The sequence below is a fragment of the Streptomyces sp. DSM 118878 genome, assembly GCF_052936595.1.
On the sequence record NZ_CP193622.1, the window covers coordinates 2,694,943 to 2,709,372 of the forward strand.

Annotated in this window: 13 protein-coding genes and 1 riboswitch; of the genes, 6 read left to right on the top strand and 7 right to left on the bottom strand. The window is 70.6% G+C overall.

Annotation, left to right across the window (positions count from 1 at the left end; translation table 11 throughout):
* Positions 1-42 precede the first annotated feature (42 nt).
* From ACRAKF_RS11775 to ACRAKF_RS11795, 5 genes are all read left to right on the top strand, one after another.
* Positions 43-375: a small secreted hydrophilic protein gene (locus ACRAKF_RS11775; RefSeq protein ID WP_447036920.1), complete on the top strand. Its 333-nt coding sequence runs from the start codon at positions 43-45 to the stop codon at positions 373-375.
* Positions 302-1,819: a HAMP domain-containing sensor histidine kinase gene (locus ACRAKF_RS11780; protein ID WP_447036921.1), complete on the top strand. Its 1,518-nt coding sequence runs from the start codon at positions 302-304 to the stop codon at positions 1,817-1,819. The genes ACRAKF_RS11775 and ACRAKF_RS11780 overlap by 74 nt, the downstream gene beginning before the upstream one ends.
* On the top strand, positions 1,816-2,484 hold the full coding sequence (locus ACRAKF_RS11785; RefSeq protein ID WP_447036922.1) for a response regulator transcription factor: 669 nt from the start codon (positions 1,816-1,818) through the stop codon (positions 2,482-2,484). Before ACRAKF_RS11780 ends, ACRAKF_RS11785 begins: the two co-directional genes overlap by 4 nt.
* Positions 2,485-2,580: 96 nt before the next feature.
* Positions 2,581-3,993, top strand: coding sequence for an SLC13 family permease (locus tag ACRAKF_RS11790; protein ID WP_447036923.1), 1,413 nt, complete (start codon positions 2,581-2,583; stop codon positions 3,991-3,993).
* 33 nt (positions 3,994-4,026) lie between these two features.
* Positions 4,027-5,238 carry a glycerate kinase family protein gene (locus ACRAKF_RS11795; protein WP_447036924.1) on the top strand — a complete coding sequence of 404 codons (1,212 nt, stop codon included), beginning with the start codon at positions 4,027-4,029 and terminating at the stop codon, positions 5,236-5,238.
* Here the strand turns inward: ACRAKF_RS11795 and ACRAKF_RS11800 are convergent.
* The 6 genes from ACRAKF_RS11800 to ctaE form a co-directional block, all read right to left on the bottom strand.
* Positions 5,187-6,569 carry an aminotransferase class V-fold PLP-dependent enzyme gene (locus ACRAKF_RS11800; RefSeq protein ID WP_447036926.1) on the bottom strand — a complete coding sequence of 461 codons (1,383 nt, stop codon included), beginning with the start codon at positions 6,567-6,569 and terminating at the stop codon, positions 5,187-5,189. The genes ACRAKF_RS11795 and ACRAKF_RS11800 overlap by 52 nt on opposite strands.
* A 190-nt stretch (positions 6,570-6,759) precedes the next feature.
* A riboswitch (SAM riboswitch) is annotated at positions 6,760-6,877 on the bottom strand.
* Between the two features lie 86 nt (positions 6,878-6,963).
* Positions 6,964-8,028, bottom strand: a complete 1,065-nt coding sequence (gene trpD / locus ACRAKF_RS11805; protein ID WP_447036927.1) for an anthranilate phosphoribosyltransferase — start codon at positions 8,026-8,028, stop codon at positions 6,964-6,966.
* Between the two features lie 145 nt (positions 8,029-8,173).
* The gene (qcrB, locus tag ACRAKF_RS11810; protein WP_447036928.1) at positions 8,174-9,796 is read right to left on the bottom strand and encodes a cytochrome bc1 complex cytochrome b subunit; all 1,623 of its coding nucleotides are present in this window, start codon (positions 9,794-9,796) and stop codon (positions 8,174-8,176) included.
* Between the two features lie 4 nt (positions 9,797-9,800).
* Positions 9,801-10,859, bottom strand: a complete 1,059-nt coding sequence (qcrA, locus tag ACRAKF_RS11815) for a cytochrome bc1 complex Rieske iron-sulfur subunit (RefSeq protein WP_447036930.1) — start codon at positions 10,857-10,859, stop codon at positions 9,801-9,803.
* Positions 10,856-11,665 carry a cytochrome bc1 complex diheme cytochrome c subunit gene (qcrC, locus tag ACRAKF_RS11820; protein WP_447036932.1) on the bottom strand — a complete coding sequence of 270 codons (810 nt, stop codon included), beginning with the start codon at positions 11,663-11,665 and terminating at the stop codon, positions 10,856-10,858. Before qcrC ends, qcrA begins: the two co-directional genes overlap by 4 nt.
* Positions 11,666-11,743: 78 nt before the next feature.
* Positions 11,744-12,364, bottom strand: a complete 621-nt coding sequence (gene ctaE / locus ACRAKF_RS11825) for an aa3-type cytochrome oxidase subunit III (protein WP_447036933.1) — start codon at positions 12,362-12,364, stop codon at positions 11,744-11,746.
* 200 nt (positions 12,365-12,564) lie between these two features.
* Here ctaE and ACRAKF_RS11830 point away from each other — a divergent pair, with 200 nt between their 5' ends.
* Entirely contained in the window at positions 12,565-12,966 is a 402-nt protein-coding gene (locus ACRAKF_RS11830; protein WP_447036934.1) for a hypothetical protein, read from the top strand.
* Positions 12,967-13,035: 69 nt separating this feature from the next.
* Here ACRAKF_RS11830 and ACRAKF_RS11835 read toward each other — a convergent pair whose 3' ends face one another.
* Positions 13,036-14,295 (bottom strand): Ig-like domain-containing protein, encoded by a 1,260-nt coding sequence (locus ACRAKF_RS11835; RefSeq protein WP_447036936.1) that lies wholly within the window; start codon positions 14,293-14,295, stop codon positions 13,036-13,038.
* Between the last annotated feature and the right edge of the window lie 135 nt (positions 14,296-14,430).

Consider the following 14,430-nt stretch of genomic DNA (forward strand, 5'->3'; position numbering starts at 1 on the left):
GGCTCATCCGGACCCGGCGGTACGCCGTCCATCATCACCGGCATGGTCTTCTCCCAGCGCATGGCGGCCCTGGCAGCCGTCGTGGCGATACCGCTCGGTATCGCCGTGACCAGCTACCTGCTGACGGACAGCCCCGCACCCCCCAAGGCTCCGCCCAAGGTCGAGCTCCCGAGCGGCTCCCCCTCCGCCACTCCCACCACCGCCCGGCCCACCCCGAGCGACGAGAAGGTGCCCCCGCCGCCGGTCGGCGAGAACGGATCGGACGACGACGGACCCAGCGGCGACGACGGACCCACCGGCGATGACAACGACGACGCGGACGACGACGCGGGCCGGGGCGACAACGACGACGACGGCCCCGGTGACGACGGCTGACCCCCCGCGCCGCCGGGTATCCGCCCGGGTCCGCATCCTGCTGTGGCTGCTCGTGGTGATGGCCGTCGCGCTGACCGCGGTGGCCGCCACCACGCGCTCGGTCCTGCTCCGCGAGGTCGACCACCGCGTCGACCGGCTCCTGGCCCAGGAGACCCGGGAGTTCACCAACTTCGTACACGAAGGGGTCGATCCGCACACGGGCGAGCCGTTCACCGACCCCGATCCGCTGCTGCGGCTCTTCCTGTCACGGCAGTACGCCGACCCCGACGAGGAACTGCTCGGCCTCATCGGCCGGCAGGGCCGGGGGCCCGCCAAGAAGGAACAGTCCCGGGAGCCGCGGATCGACCACCCGCTCGCCGACGACCCCGCCTCGCTGAAGGCCGTCTTCGACTCCCCCGACGCCACCGGCACCCTGGACAGGCCGGGCGGCGAGGTCCGCTGGGCGAAGGCGGTGATCGAGTCGGGCCCCGCGCACCCGGAGGCGGCCTTCGTGGTCGCCTTCCACCCGGCGGGGGAACGGGCCAAGGCCAACGGCGTGTTCACCATGCTGCTCGCCACCTCCGGGGTCGCGCTCCTGATGACGACGGGCATCGGCTGGGTCGTCGCCGGGCGCATCCTCAAACCGGTCAGGCTCGTGCGGGCCACCGCCGCGCAACTCACCGAGCAGGACCTCACCCAGCGCATCCCCGTGCAGGGCCATGACGACGTGGCGGCCCTCGCGGAGACCTTCAACGGCATGCTGGACCGCCTTGAGCGGGCCTTCGCCGCCCAGCGGGAGTTCGTCGACGACGCGGGCCACGAGCTGCGCACCCCCATCACCATCGTCCGCGGCCACCTGGAGCTGATGGACACCGCCACCGAGAACGCCGCCGAGCGCGAGGAGACGGTCCGCATCGTCACGGAGGAGCTGGACCGGATGAGCCGCATGGTGGAGGACCTGCTCCTGCTCACCAAGGCCGAGCGGCCCGACTTCGTCACCCCGGGGCCCGTACAGCTCGCCGAGCTGACCGCGGACGTCTTCGTCAAGGCCAGGGCGCTGGGCGAGCGGGACTGGCACCTCGCCGAGGTCGCCGACGCCGAGGCCCGGCTCGACGCCCAGCGCATCACCCAGGCCATGGTCCAGCTCGCCCAGAACGCCGTCCAGCACACCGTGCCCGGACAGCGCGTCGGCATCGGCTCGCGGCTGCGCGACGGGCACATCGAGCTGTACGTCGCGGACAGCGGACCCGGGGTGCAGCCGCAGGACGCGGCCGTGATCTTCGAGCGGTTCCGCCGCGGCACCGCACGGCGCGGCTCGCGCTCCACCGGGGCGGGGCTCGGCCTCGCCATCGTGAAGGCCATCGCCGAAGGCCACGGCGGGCGCGTCGAACTACGCCCCACGGACGGCGGCGGCGCCACCTTCGTCCTCGTACAGCCACCACAGGAAGGGGCGGCCCGCCCGTGAACCGTGTACTGATCGTCGAGGACGAGGAGCGCATCGCCTCCTTCGTCGAGAAGGGCCTGCGCGCCAACGGCTTCACCACCACCGTGGTCGGCGACGGCGACAGCGCCCACGACTACGCCCTGACCGGCGGCTTCGACCTGGTCCTCCTGGACATCGGGCTGCCCGGCAAGGACGGATTCACCGTCCTGCGGCAGCTCCGCGAGGCCCGGGTGAGCACGCCCGTCATCGTGCTGACCGCCCGTGACTCGGTACGCGACACCGTCGCGGGCCTGGAGGGCGGCGCCGACGACTGGATGACCAAGCCGTTCCGCTTCGAGGAGCTGCTCGCCCGGGTGCGGCTGCGCCTGCGTACGGCGGCGTGGGCGCCGGAGGTGACGGTGCTGCGCAGCGGTGAGCTGACCCTGGACCTGCGTACCCGCAGGGCGCGTTCGGGAGAGCGCACGGTGGACCTGACGGCCCGTGAGTTCGTCCTGCTCGAACTGTTCCTGCGCCACCCCGGGCAGGTGCTCTCGCGCGAGCAGATCCTCTCCCACGTGTGGGGGTACGACTTCGACCCCGGCTCCAACATCGTGGACGTGTACGTGCGCGCACTGCGCAAGAAGCTGGGCGCCGAGCGGGTGGAGACGGTGCGCGGGATGGGGTACCGGCTGCCGGACGCGGGGTGAGGCCGGCGCGTACCGCCGGACCGGTGAAGTTCCCGGTGAAGTTCCTTTCATCTGCGGCTCATTGAGGGCTCACGGCACAGCGGCACGCTGAACACCGTGACCCTGACCCCCCGTCGAGCCCTCACCCTGTGCGTCGCCCTCAGCGTCTGCGCGCTGCTCGTGGTCCCCGGCAACTTCCCGGGACTCGGCGGCGACGCCCGCATCACGCTCGCCGTCTTCACCTTCGCGACCTGCGCCTGGGTCGGCACGCCGATCGACGACACCTACATCGCCCTCGGCGCGGGACTCGCCCTCACCGCGACCGGCGTGATCAGCAGCGACACCCTCTTCGGCACCCTCGGGGACGAGACGGTGTGGCTGCTGATCTGCGCCTTCGTGCTCGCCGCCGCCGTGGCGCGCAGCGGGCTCGCGGGGCGGGCGGCGGCCTTCCTGGTCAGCGGGGCCCGCAGCGTACGGCAGTTGACGCACCTGACGACCGCCGCGCTGGTCGTGACGGCGTTCGCGGTGCCCGCCACCTCGGGGCGCGCCGCGCTCGCCCTGCCCGTCTTCCTCGCGCTCGCCAAGGTCCTCGCCGACCGAAAGCGCCTGGTCGTGATGCTCGCGCTGCTCTTCCCCACCGTCATCCTGCTCTCGGCGGTCGCGACGCTGATCGGCGCGGGCGCCCATCTGATCACCGTGTCGGTGCTCTGGGAGGCCACCGGTGAGCGCATCGGCTTCACCCAGTGGCTGCTGCTCGGCCTTCCGCTCGCCGTCGCCTCGTCCCACCTGGCCGCCGAGGCCGTCCTGCTGACGACCACGCGGCGCGCGGACCGCTCGGGCCCGGTGCGCATCACCGTCGAACAGCTCCAGGCCCACAGCGAGCAGCCGGTCTCAGGACCCTGGGAGCCCGCCGAGACGCGCTGCGCCCTGCTGCTCGCCACCGTCGTCGCGCTCTGGTGCAGCGAGCCGCTGCACCAGGTGCCGCCCGCCGTCGTCGCGCTGATCGGCGCCGTCGTGGCCGCCTCGCCCGCCCTGGGCACCGTACGCCTCAAGGACGCCCTGAAGACGGTGCCCTGGGCGCTGCTCCTCTTCATGGCCGCGACGATGGCGATGGGCGTCGCGCTGGCCGACTCCGGAGCGGCGAAGTGGCTGGTCGGCGGCCTGCCCCTGGATGTGCCCCCGTGGCTGTTCCTGACCGTGGTCGTCCTCCTGAGCACGGCCGCGCACCTGGTCCTCCAGTCCCGCTCGGCCCGGTCGTCCGTCCTGGTCCCGCTGGTCGTCGCCGCGGCGGCCGGCGCGGGCGTCAATCCGGTCGCCGCGGCCCTGGCCTCCACGGCGGCGGCGGGGTTCTGTCACACGCTGCCCGCCTCGGCCAAGCCGGTCACCCTCTTCGCCGACATCCCGGGCACCCCGACCTACACCCCGCGCGACCTGCTGCGCCTGTCCGCGGTACTGGCCCCGCTGACCGCCGCGCTGGTCCTGCTCTTCGCCGTCACGCTCTGGCCGCTGCTCGGTGTCCCCGTCCGCTGAATCCGCCCGCACTGCGCTCGCACTGGAGACCTCATGCTGACCCGTTTCGCCATCGCCCCCAGCGGCTTCAAGGAGTCCCTGTCCGCGGGCTCCGCGGCCGAAGCCATCGCCGCGGGGGTACGCCGTGTCGTCCCGCACGCCGAGACCGATCTGATCCCGCTGGTGGACGGCGGCGAGGGCACCGCCCGCGCCCTGGCGTCCGCGGACGGCGGCCGGCTCGTCGCGCTGCCCGCCACCGGTCCCGTGGGCCAGCGGATCGGCACGCACTTCGCGCTGCTCCGCGACGGCACGGCGGTCGTCGAGATGGCGGCCGTCGCCGGGCTCGCCCTGGTCCCCCGCGATCTGCGCGACCCGGGCGCCACCACGACGTACGGCGTCGGCGAGCTGATCCGCGCCGCCCTGGACGCGGGCGCCCGCCGCATCCTGGTCGGCTGCGGCGACTCGGGCACCTCCGACGGCGGCGCGGGCGCGCTCCAGGCCCTGGGCGCCCGCCTCCTGGACGCCGACGGCTGGGAACTGCCGCACGGCGGCCGGGAGCTGGCCCGGCTGAGCCGGATCGACGCGAGCGGCCTCGACGCGCGCCTCGCGGACACCGACATCCGCGTGGCGTGCAACCCCTTCAACGTGCTCTGCGGCGAGCGCGGCGTCGCCCGCGTCTTCGGCCCCCAGAAGGGCGCGACGCCCGCCCAGGTCGAGCAGCTCGCCGCGGGCCTCGAACACTGGGCGCACGTCCTCACGCGTGACCTCCGCGTCACGACCGACCTCTTCGAGGGCCCTGGCACCGGCGCGTCCGGCGGCCTCGGGGCGGGCCTGGCCGCCCTGGGCGCGCGGCTGCTCCCCCGCTTCGACGTGCTGCTCGGCCGGCTCGACCTGGACGCCCGCCTGGCCCGCGCCGACCTGGTCGTCACGGCGGAGGGCGCCCTCGACCACCAGACGCCGCGCGGCAAGATCCCGGCCGAGGTGGCCCGCCGCGCCAAGCGCTCGGGCCGCCCGGTCCTGGTGCTCGCGGGCACGATCGGGCAGGGCGCCCACCATGTGCGGGCGGTGGGCGTCGACGCCTACAGCGCGATCCTGCCGGCCCCGGTCTCCCTGACGGAGGCCCTCGGCAGGGGCGGCGAGTTCCTCACCGACGCGACCGAGCGGGCCCTGCGGATGATCATGCTCGGGTCACGCCTGGGGAGCGGCCGGACGGGTCACGCGCTCACGCCGGTGTCCGGCACGCAACGGCCGTCCTCGGTGCGGTAGTTCCACCGGGCGCCGTCCGCCACCAGCTCCTTGACGGCCCGTACGAAACGCTCGACGTGCTCGTCGGGGGTGCCCGCGCCGAAGCTCACGCGGATCGCGTTCAGCGACTTCTCGCCGGGCGCGGCCTCGGGGGCGCCGCACTCGCCGGGCTCGTCGGCCTCGCCGCCGAGCAGGGTGCGCACCAGCGGGTGGGCGCAGAACAGGCCGTCCCTTACGCCGATCCCGTACTCGGCGGAGAGCGCGGCGGCGAAGTGCGAGCTGTTCCAGCCGTCCACGACGAAGGAGATGACGCCCACGCGCGGCGCGTCGTCACCGAAGAGCGAGAGCACCCGGACGGCCGGCACCTCGGCGAGCCCCTCGCGCACCTTCGCGATCAGGTGCCGCTCCCGGGCCACCAGGTCGTCGAAGCCCGCCTCGGTGAGCGCCTTGCAGGCGGAGGCGATGGAGTAGACGCCGATGACGTTGGGCGACCCGGCCTCGTGGCGGGCGGCGGTGTCGTGCCACTCCACGTCCACGCCGCCGCCTGCCTCCTTGGGGCGCCGCGCCACCTTCCGCGAGGCGCCGCCGCCCGCGAGGTAGGGCTCGGCGGCGCGCAGCCAGTCGGAGCGGCCCGCGAGGACGCCGGAGCCGAAGGGCGCGTACAGCTTGTGCCCGGAGAACGCGACCCAGTCGACGTCCAACTCGCATACGGAGACGGGGTGGTGGGGCGCGAGCTGCGCGGCGTCCAGGACGATCCGGGCCCCGTGCGCGTGGGCGGCGGCGGCCAGTTCCCTGACCGGCCACAGCTCGCCGGTGACGTTGGAGGCACCGGTCACGCAGACCAGGGCGGGTCCGTAGGGTTCGCGGTCGGCTAGGGCGCGCTCCAGGGTGTGCACGGCCGCGTCGGGGGTGCGCGGGGCGTCGAGGTAGGTGACGCGGGCGTCCCGCCACGGCAGGAGCGAGGCGTGGTGCTCGGTCTCGAAGACGAAGACCTCGCAGTCGGCGGGCAGGGCGGCGGCGAGCAGGTTCAGCGAGTCGGTGGTGGACCGGGTGAAGACGACCTGGTCGCCCTCGCGGCAGTCGAGGAACTCGGCGACGGTGGCCCGGGAGTTCTCGAAGAGGTCGGTGGAGAGCTGGGAGAGGTACCCGGCGCCGCGGTGCACGCTGCCGTAGTAGGGGGCGTACGCGGCCACGTCGTCCCAGACCCGCTGGAGCGCCGGGGCGCTCGCCGCGTAGTCCAGCGCGGCGTAGGTGACCTCCCCTCCGGTGACGAGCGGCACGGTGACGTCCCTGCCGAGCACCGGCAGCGGGGCACAGACGGAGGCGTCGACGGCACCGGCGGAGACAGACATGGCGAACTCCCGTAAGAGGCAAGTGAGTTCACTGCGTCGACGCCCGTACGGCAGAGGCAGGGCGGTGCAGTGATGAAGAGAAAAAGGGTGCGTGGAAAGGGGCCGGAAGGCCCTAGCACATTCGCTTGCTCACGAGACTGCTCCCTTGAGGACCAGGACCCCAGGGCTGTGACATACGACGATGTCCAGGGGTCCGCGCTTGCCATACGCCTTGCTGCGTACGACCTGGTCTTCACCCGGGGCACCCCGCCACGGACGGAGGGTTGCCGGACAGCGGGCCGGGGCCGTAGTCGCTGTCACTCATGACCTGTGCAGCATCCTGCCACACGATCTTCGGTGCGCAAGGCGCGGTCCAGAATTCGGACTGCGCCCCGCGTCACACGTCTCGCCCGCTTCAGCGGTTGCTGGCGGCCACCCACCGTTCCAGGGCCCGCTTCGCCGCCCCGGAGTCGATCGACTCCGCCGCCCGCGCCATCGCGGCACGGATCTGCTCCTCCAGGCTGCCCGTGCCCCGCGCGAGGGCCACCAGGGCCGCCGCGGAGTTGAGGAGCACCGCGTCGCGCACCGGGCCGCTCTCGCCGTCGAGCAGCCGCCGGGCGACCTCCGCGTTGTACGAGGCGTCGGCGCCGCGCAGCGCCTCGACGGGCACCAGGCCGATGCCGACGTCACGGGGGTCGAAGGCCTCCTCGCGGACGGCTCCGTCGCGCACCACCCAGACGCGGGAGGTGGACGTCGTCGTCAGCTCGTCGAGACCGTCGTCGCCCCGGAAGACGAGCGAGGAGTGCCCGCGCCCGGCGAAGACCCCGGCGACCACGGGCGCCATCCGCGCGTCGGCGACACCGACGGCCTGGGCCCGCACCCTGGCCGGATTGGTGAGCGGACCGAGGAGGTTGAAGACGGTCCTGATGCCCAGCTGGCTGCGCGCGGCACCGGCGTGTCGCAGCGCCGGGTGGAACTTCACCGCGAAGCAGAAGGTGATCCCCGCCTCCTCCGCGACCTCGACGACCCGTTCGGGGGTGAGCTGGAGGTTGACGCCCAGCTTCTCCAGGACGTCGGACGCCCCGCTGGCCGAGGACGCGGCGCGGTTGCCGTGCTTGACGACCTTCGCGCCGGTGCCCGCGATGACGATCGCCGACATCGTGGAGATGTTCACCGTCTTGGCGCCGTCGCCGCCCGTGCCGACGATGTCGACCGTCTCGCCCGGCACCTCGATCACGTTGGCGTGCTCGTACATCGCGCGGACGAGGCCGGAGATCTCCTCCACGGTCTCGCCCTTGGCCCGCAGCGCCACGACGAAGCCGGCGATCTGCGCGTCGGTGGCCTCGCCCCGCATGATGCGGTCCATGGCCCAGGCCGTGTCGTCGGCGCTCTGGTCGCGCCCGTCGAGCAGTCCGTTCAGTACGTCGGGCCAGGAACGGCCCGCCGCGGTGGTGCCTCCTGCGGGGGTCACAGCGCTCATAGCCGCTCCTGGTTTTTCGTCCGGTACGTAGGGGGGCGGGACCACCCTATCCAGCCCTGGGGACGGCAAAGAGCCCCGTCCATGCAATGGACGGGGCTCCTGCCGTGGCGACCTTGTGGTCTACAGCTCGTCGAGCTTCAGTCGATCAGTGGTGACCGTGGCCGCTCGTGATCTCCTTGTACTCCTCGGCGGTGGGCTTGGGGATCTGGTTGTCCTCCCCGTAGTAGCCCTTGGAGAGCTTGGCGCGCAGCTTCTGCGCGCCGGTGACCTTGCGCTCGACACCGTTCTCGTCGACCGTCGGGCCGATCTCGACCGGCTTGTACTGCTCGTGCGCGGTCAGGGTGTGGAGCTGGTCCTTGCCGAGCGGCTCGTGGATCTCGATGAACTCGCCGTGCGGCAGGCGCTTGATGATGCCCGACTCGCGGCCGTGCAGCACCTTGTCCCTGTCACGCCGCTGCAGACCCAGGCAGATCCGCTTGGTGACGATGAACGCGATGACCGGGGCGACGAAGAAGGCGATGCGCACGAACCAGGTGATCGCGTTGATCGACAGGTGGAAGTGCGTGGCCCAGAGGTCGTTTCCACCACCGATCAGCATGACCATGTACCAGGTGATCCAGGCGACGCCGAACGCGGTCCGGGTGGGGGCGTTGCGCGGGCGGTCCAGGATGTGGTGCTCGCGCTTGTCGCCGGTGACCCAGGCCTCCAGGAACGGGTAGACCGCGATCACGACGAGGACCATCGGGAAGATGATCATCAGCGGGATGAACACGCCCAGGACGAGCGTGTGACCCCAGAGGTTGATCTCCCAGCCCGGCATGACACGGATCAGGCCCTCGGAGAAGCCCATGTACCAGTCGGGCTGCGCACCGGTGGACACCTGGTCCGGACGGTACGGGCCGATGGCCCAGATCGGGTTGATCGAGGCGATCGCCGAGATGACCGCGATGACACCGAAGACCAGGAAGAAGAAGCCTCCGGCCTTGGCCATGTAGACGGGCAGCAGCGGCATGCCGACGACGTTCTTGTTGGACTTGCCGGGGCCCGCGAACTGCGTGTGCTTGTGGTAGAAGACCAGGATCAGGTGCGCCACCATCAGGCCCAGCATGATGCCCGGCAGCAGCAGGATGTGCACCGAGTAGAAGCGCGCCACGAAGTCGCCGCCGGGGAACTCACCGCCGAACAGGAACATCGACAGGTACGTGCCGACGACCGGGACGGACAGGATCGCGCCCTGCATGAAGCGGACACCGGTGCCGGAGAGCAGGTCGTCAGGGAGCGAGTAACCGGTGAAACCGGTGAACATGCCGAGGACGAACAGCAGGAAGCCGAACAGCCAGTTGACCTCACGCGGCTTGCGGAAGGCGCCCGTGAAGAACACGCGCATCATGTGCACGAACATGCCGGCGAGGAAGATCAGCGCCGCCCAGTGGTGGATCTGCCGGATCAGCAGACCACCGCGCACATCGAAGGAGATGTGCATGGTCGAGTTGAACGCCTCGGACATCAGCTGTCCCTGCAGCGGGACGTAGCTGCCGGTGTACTCCACCTCGTTCATCGACGGGTGGAAGAACAGCGTCAGATACACACCCGTGAGGATGATGATGATGAAGCTGTACATGCAGATCTCGCCGAGCATGAAGGACCAGTGGTCCGGGAAGATCTTGCGCATGTTGGCCTTGGCCAGGGAGTAGATCCCAAGACGGCCGTCGGCCCAGTCGGCCACCCGCTCGCCGGCGGGTGCCTTCTTCTTGTTGTCGCTGCTCATGAGGTCAGCCCCTCTCGAAGAAGGCAGGACCGACGGGCTCGTCGAAGTCGCCGAGCGCCTCGAGGTAGCCCTCCTCGTTCACACCGATGCGCAGCTGCGGCAGGGCGTGACCAGCGGGGCCGAAGATCACTCGGGCACCGTCGGAGAGGTCGAAGGTGGACTGGTGGCACGGGCAGAGGACGTGGTGCGTCTGCTGCTCGTACAGGGAGATCGGGCAGCCCACGTGGGTGCAGATCTTGGAGTAGGCGACGACGCCGTCGTGCGACCACTCCAGCTCGCGCTTGTCCTTGATGTTCTCCGGCTGGATACGGACGATCATCAGGGCGGCCTTGGCGATCTGGACCTGGAAGTCGTGGTCGTGCTCCGACATGCCCTCGGGCATGGCGAACGTCAGCGAACCGACCTGCACGTCCGAGGGACGCAGCGGCTCGTGCGTGTTCATGTTGACGAGCTTCTTGCCCTTGGCCCACTTGGTGTGCCGGAGCTTGTCCTCGGGCAGCGGACCGAGGTCGCGCAGGAGGACGACACCGGAGAGCGGGACCAGGGCGAGCGCGCCGAACATCGTGTTGCGGATCAGCTTGCGCCGTCCGAACTGCGACTCCTCGGCACCGGCCTTGAAGTCGGCCATGACCTTGGCCCTGACCTCGGGCTCGGCCTCGATGGGGTGCCGGTCGTCGGCGACCTCCACGTCGGACATCAGGGTGCGGGCCCAGTGGACCGCGCCCGCGCCGATGCAGAACAGCGCCACACCCAGGGTCAGACCCAGGGCGAAGTTGAGACCGCTGATGTGCCCGATCGGCCAGACGTAGATGCTCTTGTTCGCCGGGATGGCCACGAACGAGGCGATGAAGCCCACGGTGGCCAGCATGGACAGCGTGAACATGAACGCGATCGCGCGCTCGGAGCGCCTCGCGGCCCGCTCGTCGATGTCCTGGACACGGTGCTCGTGCGGCGGGAGGCCCGGGTCGGCGAACGGGTTCTCGTCCGCCACCGCTACCGAGCCGTGCTCGGTGTCCTGCTCAGCCGGCAGGTTCTTCTCTTCTGGAATCTCTTGGCTACTCATGACTTCTTGGCCTTTGCGGTCCGAGCTGCGACCCACACGGCGACCGCGATCAGCGAACCGAGGCCGAAGATCCAGCCGAAGAGGCCTTCACTGACCGGACCCAGACCGCCCAGCGACAGACCGCCAGGGCTCTCGGTCTTCTCGCCGTTGACCGCGTCGAGGTACGCGATGATGTCCTTCTTCTCCTTCTCCGGCATCGTGGTGTCGGGGAAGGACGGCATGTTCTGCGGGCCGGTCTGCATGGCCTCGTAGATGTGCTTCGGGGAGACATCCTCGAGCGACGGCGCGTACTTGCCGTGCGTGAGCGCGCCACCCTTACCGGTGAAGTTGTGGCACTGGGCACAGTTGGTGCGGAACAGCTCGCCACCCTTGGCGATGTCTGCCCCGTCCGGGCTGTACTGCTTCTCGGTCGGAACCGAAGGACCGGCGCCCAGCGACGAGACGTACGCCGCGAGCTGGTCGATCTGGGCCTGGTTGTAGATGACCTTCTTCTTGGGCGCCTGGGCACCCTGCTGCTGGAGCGGCATGCGCCCGGTGCCGACCTGGAAGTCGACCGCCGCGGCGCCCACGCCGACCAGGCTCGGACCGTCGGAGGAGCCCTGACCGCCGGTTCCGTGGCAGCTGGAGCAGCCCACGGCGTAGAGCTTCTTGCCCTCGTCGATGGCGAGGGACTGGGCGGTGTCGTCGGCCTGCGCCTTGTCCGCCGGCGCGAACGCGGCGTACAGCCCCCCGGTGGCCGCCAGCGCGAGGAGTAGGACGACGACCGCCGCCAGCGGATGGCGTCGTCGTGCGGAGAGCTTTTTCACGGATTACCCCGGTGTCAGGATCTTCTGCGTCGATGCTTCTGGAAAGTTTCGGTACGTCGCGTGAGCGACCCCCGCCGATTACTTGATCATGTAGATCGTGGCGAAGAGTCCGATCCAGACCACATCGACGAAGTGCCAGTAATAGGACACGACGATGGCTGCGGTCGCCTGTTCATGGGTGAACTTCCTGGCCGCGTACGTGCGGCCGAGGACCAGCAGGAAGGCGATCAGGCCGCCTGTCACATGCAGTCCGTGGAAGCCGGTGGTCAGGTAGAAGACCGAGCCGTACGGGTCGGACGAGAGCGAGAGGCCCTCGTGCTTGACCAGCTCGGTGTACTCGTACACCTGACCGCCGATGAAGACCGAACCCATGATGAAGGTGACGATGAACCACATCCGGAGCTTCTTCACATCGCCACGTTCAGCGGCGAACACGCCTAGCTGACACGTGAGGGAGGAGAGCACCAGGATGGTGGTGTTCGTCGCCGAGAACGGGAAGTTAAGGGCCGAGGCCATTTCCTTCCAGTGATCAGGACCTGTCACCGATCGCAGGGTGAAGTACATCGCGAAGAGGGCCGCGAAGAACATCAGCTCGGAACTCAACCAGATGATGGTTCCGACGCTGGTGAGGTTCGGTCGATTGACCGGCGGGTGCGCGTGCCCGGTATCTACTGTCGTTGCTGTCGCCACGACCGACATTATGTCGGTCGCTTATCCCGCCCTCACCCCGGGGGGTGCCGTTCGGAGTGTCTGCGGGGTGTGTCCTGCCCGTATGGCCCATCGCGAGGCCCTGCGAACCGCTGTTGACGGGGTGTCGGGAGGAGTAGCATCCGCGCATCGGTTCCCGATCCCACGACGGCACAGCTCAGCTCAGGACTGCTCGACGTACTGGAGGAACAATGCAGCCGACCGCCACGGTGCTGGTCTACAGCGACAACGCGAGCACCCGCGAGCAAGTCCGGTTGGCCACCGGGCGCAGGCCTGCGACGGACGTTCCCGAGGTCGAGTTCATCGAGTGCGCGACGCTGCCCGCGGTCCTCAAGGAGCTGGACGCCGGCGGTGTGGACGTCTGCGTGTTCGACGGCGAGGCGACGCCCGCGGGCGGCATGGGCGTGTCCCGCCAGATCAAGGACGAGGTCTTCAGGGCGCCGCCGGTGCTGCTGCTCATCGGGCGCCCGCAGGACGCCTGGCTGGCCACCTGGAGCAGGGCTGAGGCCGCGGTGACCCTTCCGGTCGATCCGGTGGAGTTCGCGGACGCGCTGGCCGCCCTGCTGCGCAAGCGCCTGGCCGTGGGGGCCTGACCCGCCCCAGCGCGTACGACGGAGGGCCCCGCGGCTTCGCGGGGCCCTCCGTGCCGTTCTGCGGGGCCGTCAGACCGCCGGCCGCAGTCGGGCCGCTTCGACGGCCGCGGGGCCGTCCTTGGCGCCGCCGAGCACCGCGCTGCCCTCGCGCCACTTCTTCCAGCCCATGTTCCAGTCGCCCAGGCCGTTGCCGAACGTCGGCATGTCCTCGCCGGAGCTGTTGATCGTCCGGGTGATGTCGCCCTGCCGCACCGTCTTGAAGAACCAGGCGGCGTTGCTCGTGCTCATCCCCACGCAGCCGTGGCTGACGTTGGCGGAGCCCTGCGAGCCCACGGACCAGGGCGCGGCGTGCACGTATTCACCCGTGTCGGTGAGCCGGGTGGCGTAGTACACCGGCAGGTTGTACGAATCGGCGGTGCCGTCGGGGATGCCGATGCTGGTGCCGCGCATGCGTACGAAGTACTCCTTGCCGAGCACGACCTTGACGCCGTTGCGCGTGGAGTAGCCGGGCTTTCCGGTGGTCACCGGTATGGAGTTGATCTCCTCGCCGTTGCGGTAGACCGTCATCGTGTGGGAGGCGGCGTCCGTCACGGCCTCGACCCGGTCCCCCGTGGTGAACCTGAGCGGCTTGGTCTCGGCCCCCCACAGCCTGTCGCCGACCTTGATGCCCCCGAGGCCGCTGGAGACGCTGACGGTGGCGTGGGCGGGCCAGTAGTCCTTGGGCCGGTAGTGCAGCGTCTCGCTGTCCACCCAGTACCAGGAGCCCTCGGTCGCGGGCGTGGACCTGACCTTCAGGGCCCGCTCCACGACCGCGCGGGCCTCCTTGCCCTTCACCGGGGCGCTGAGCGAGGCCGTGACGGGCTGTCCGACGCCGTACAGGCCCGCCTCGGGGGCGAAGGTGACCTTCAGGAGCTTCTTCCCCGGGGCCGCGTGGGTGTCGAACGTCAGGACCTTGCGGCCGGGCGCGCCGTCCTCGTCCTCGGTGCTCACCCGCACCGTGTAGTGGGCGCCGGCCGCGAGCGGCGCGGTGCTGTGCCACCGGGCGCCGTCGGCGGTGAGTTCGCCGGCCAGGTGCCGGCCCGCGGCGTCGGTGGCGGTCACATCGGTGATGCGCGCGTCCTCGCCCCGGGCGGTGACTTCGAGGGGCTTGTCCGGGTCGGCCTTCTGGGTGCCCATGGGGGCGTTGAAGGTGACCTGGCCGGCCGCGTCGTACGGCTGCGCCGAGAGCGGGTGGCCGTCGGAGCTGCCGCATGCCGTGGCGCCCGTGCCGAGGGCTGCCACCAGGAGCGTATAGCTCGATATCGTACGAATACGCGGTGACTGGCTCATAAGCACACGATATGGATATTCACCGTGTACGGCGCGCCGAAGTAACCCGTACGGGGGGCAAGATGGCCGCGGCACGCCGAAGGGCCCGGACCTCCAGAAGGAGGGTCCGGGCCCTTCGGGCGCGTCGGGAACTAC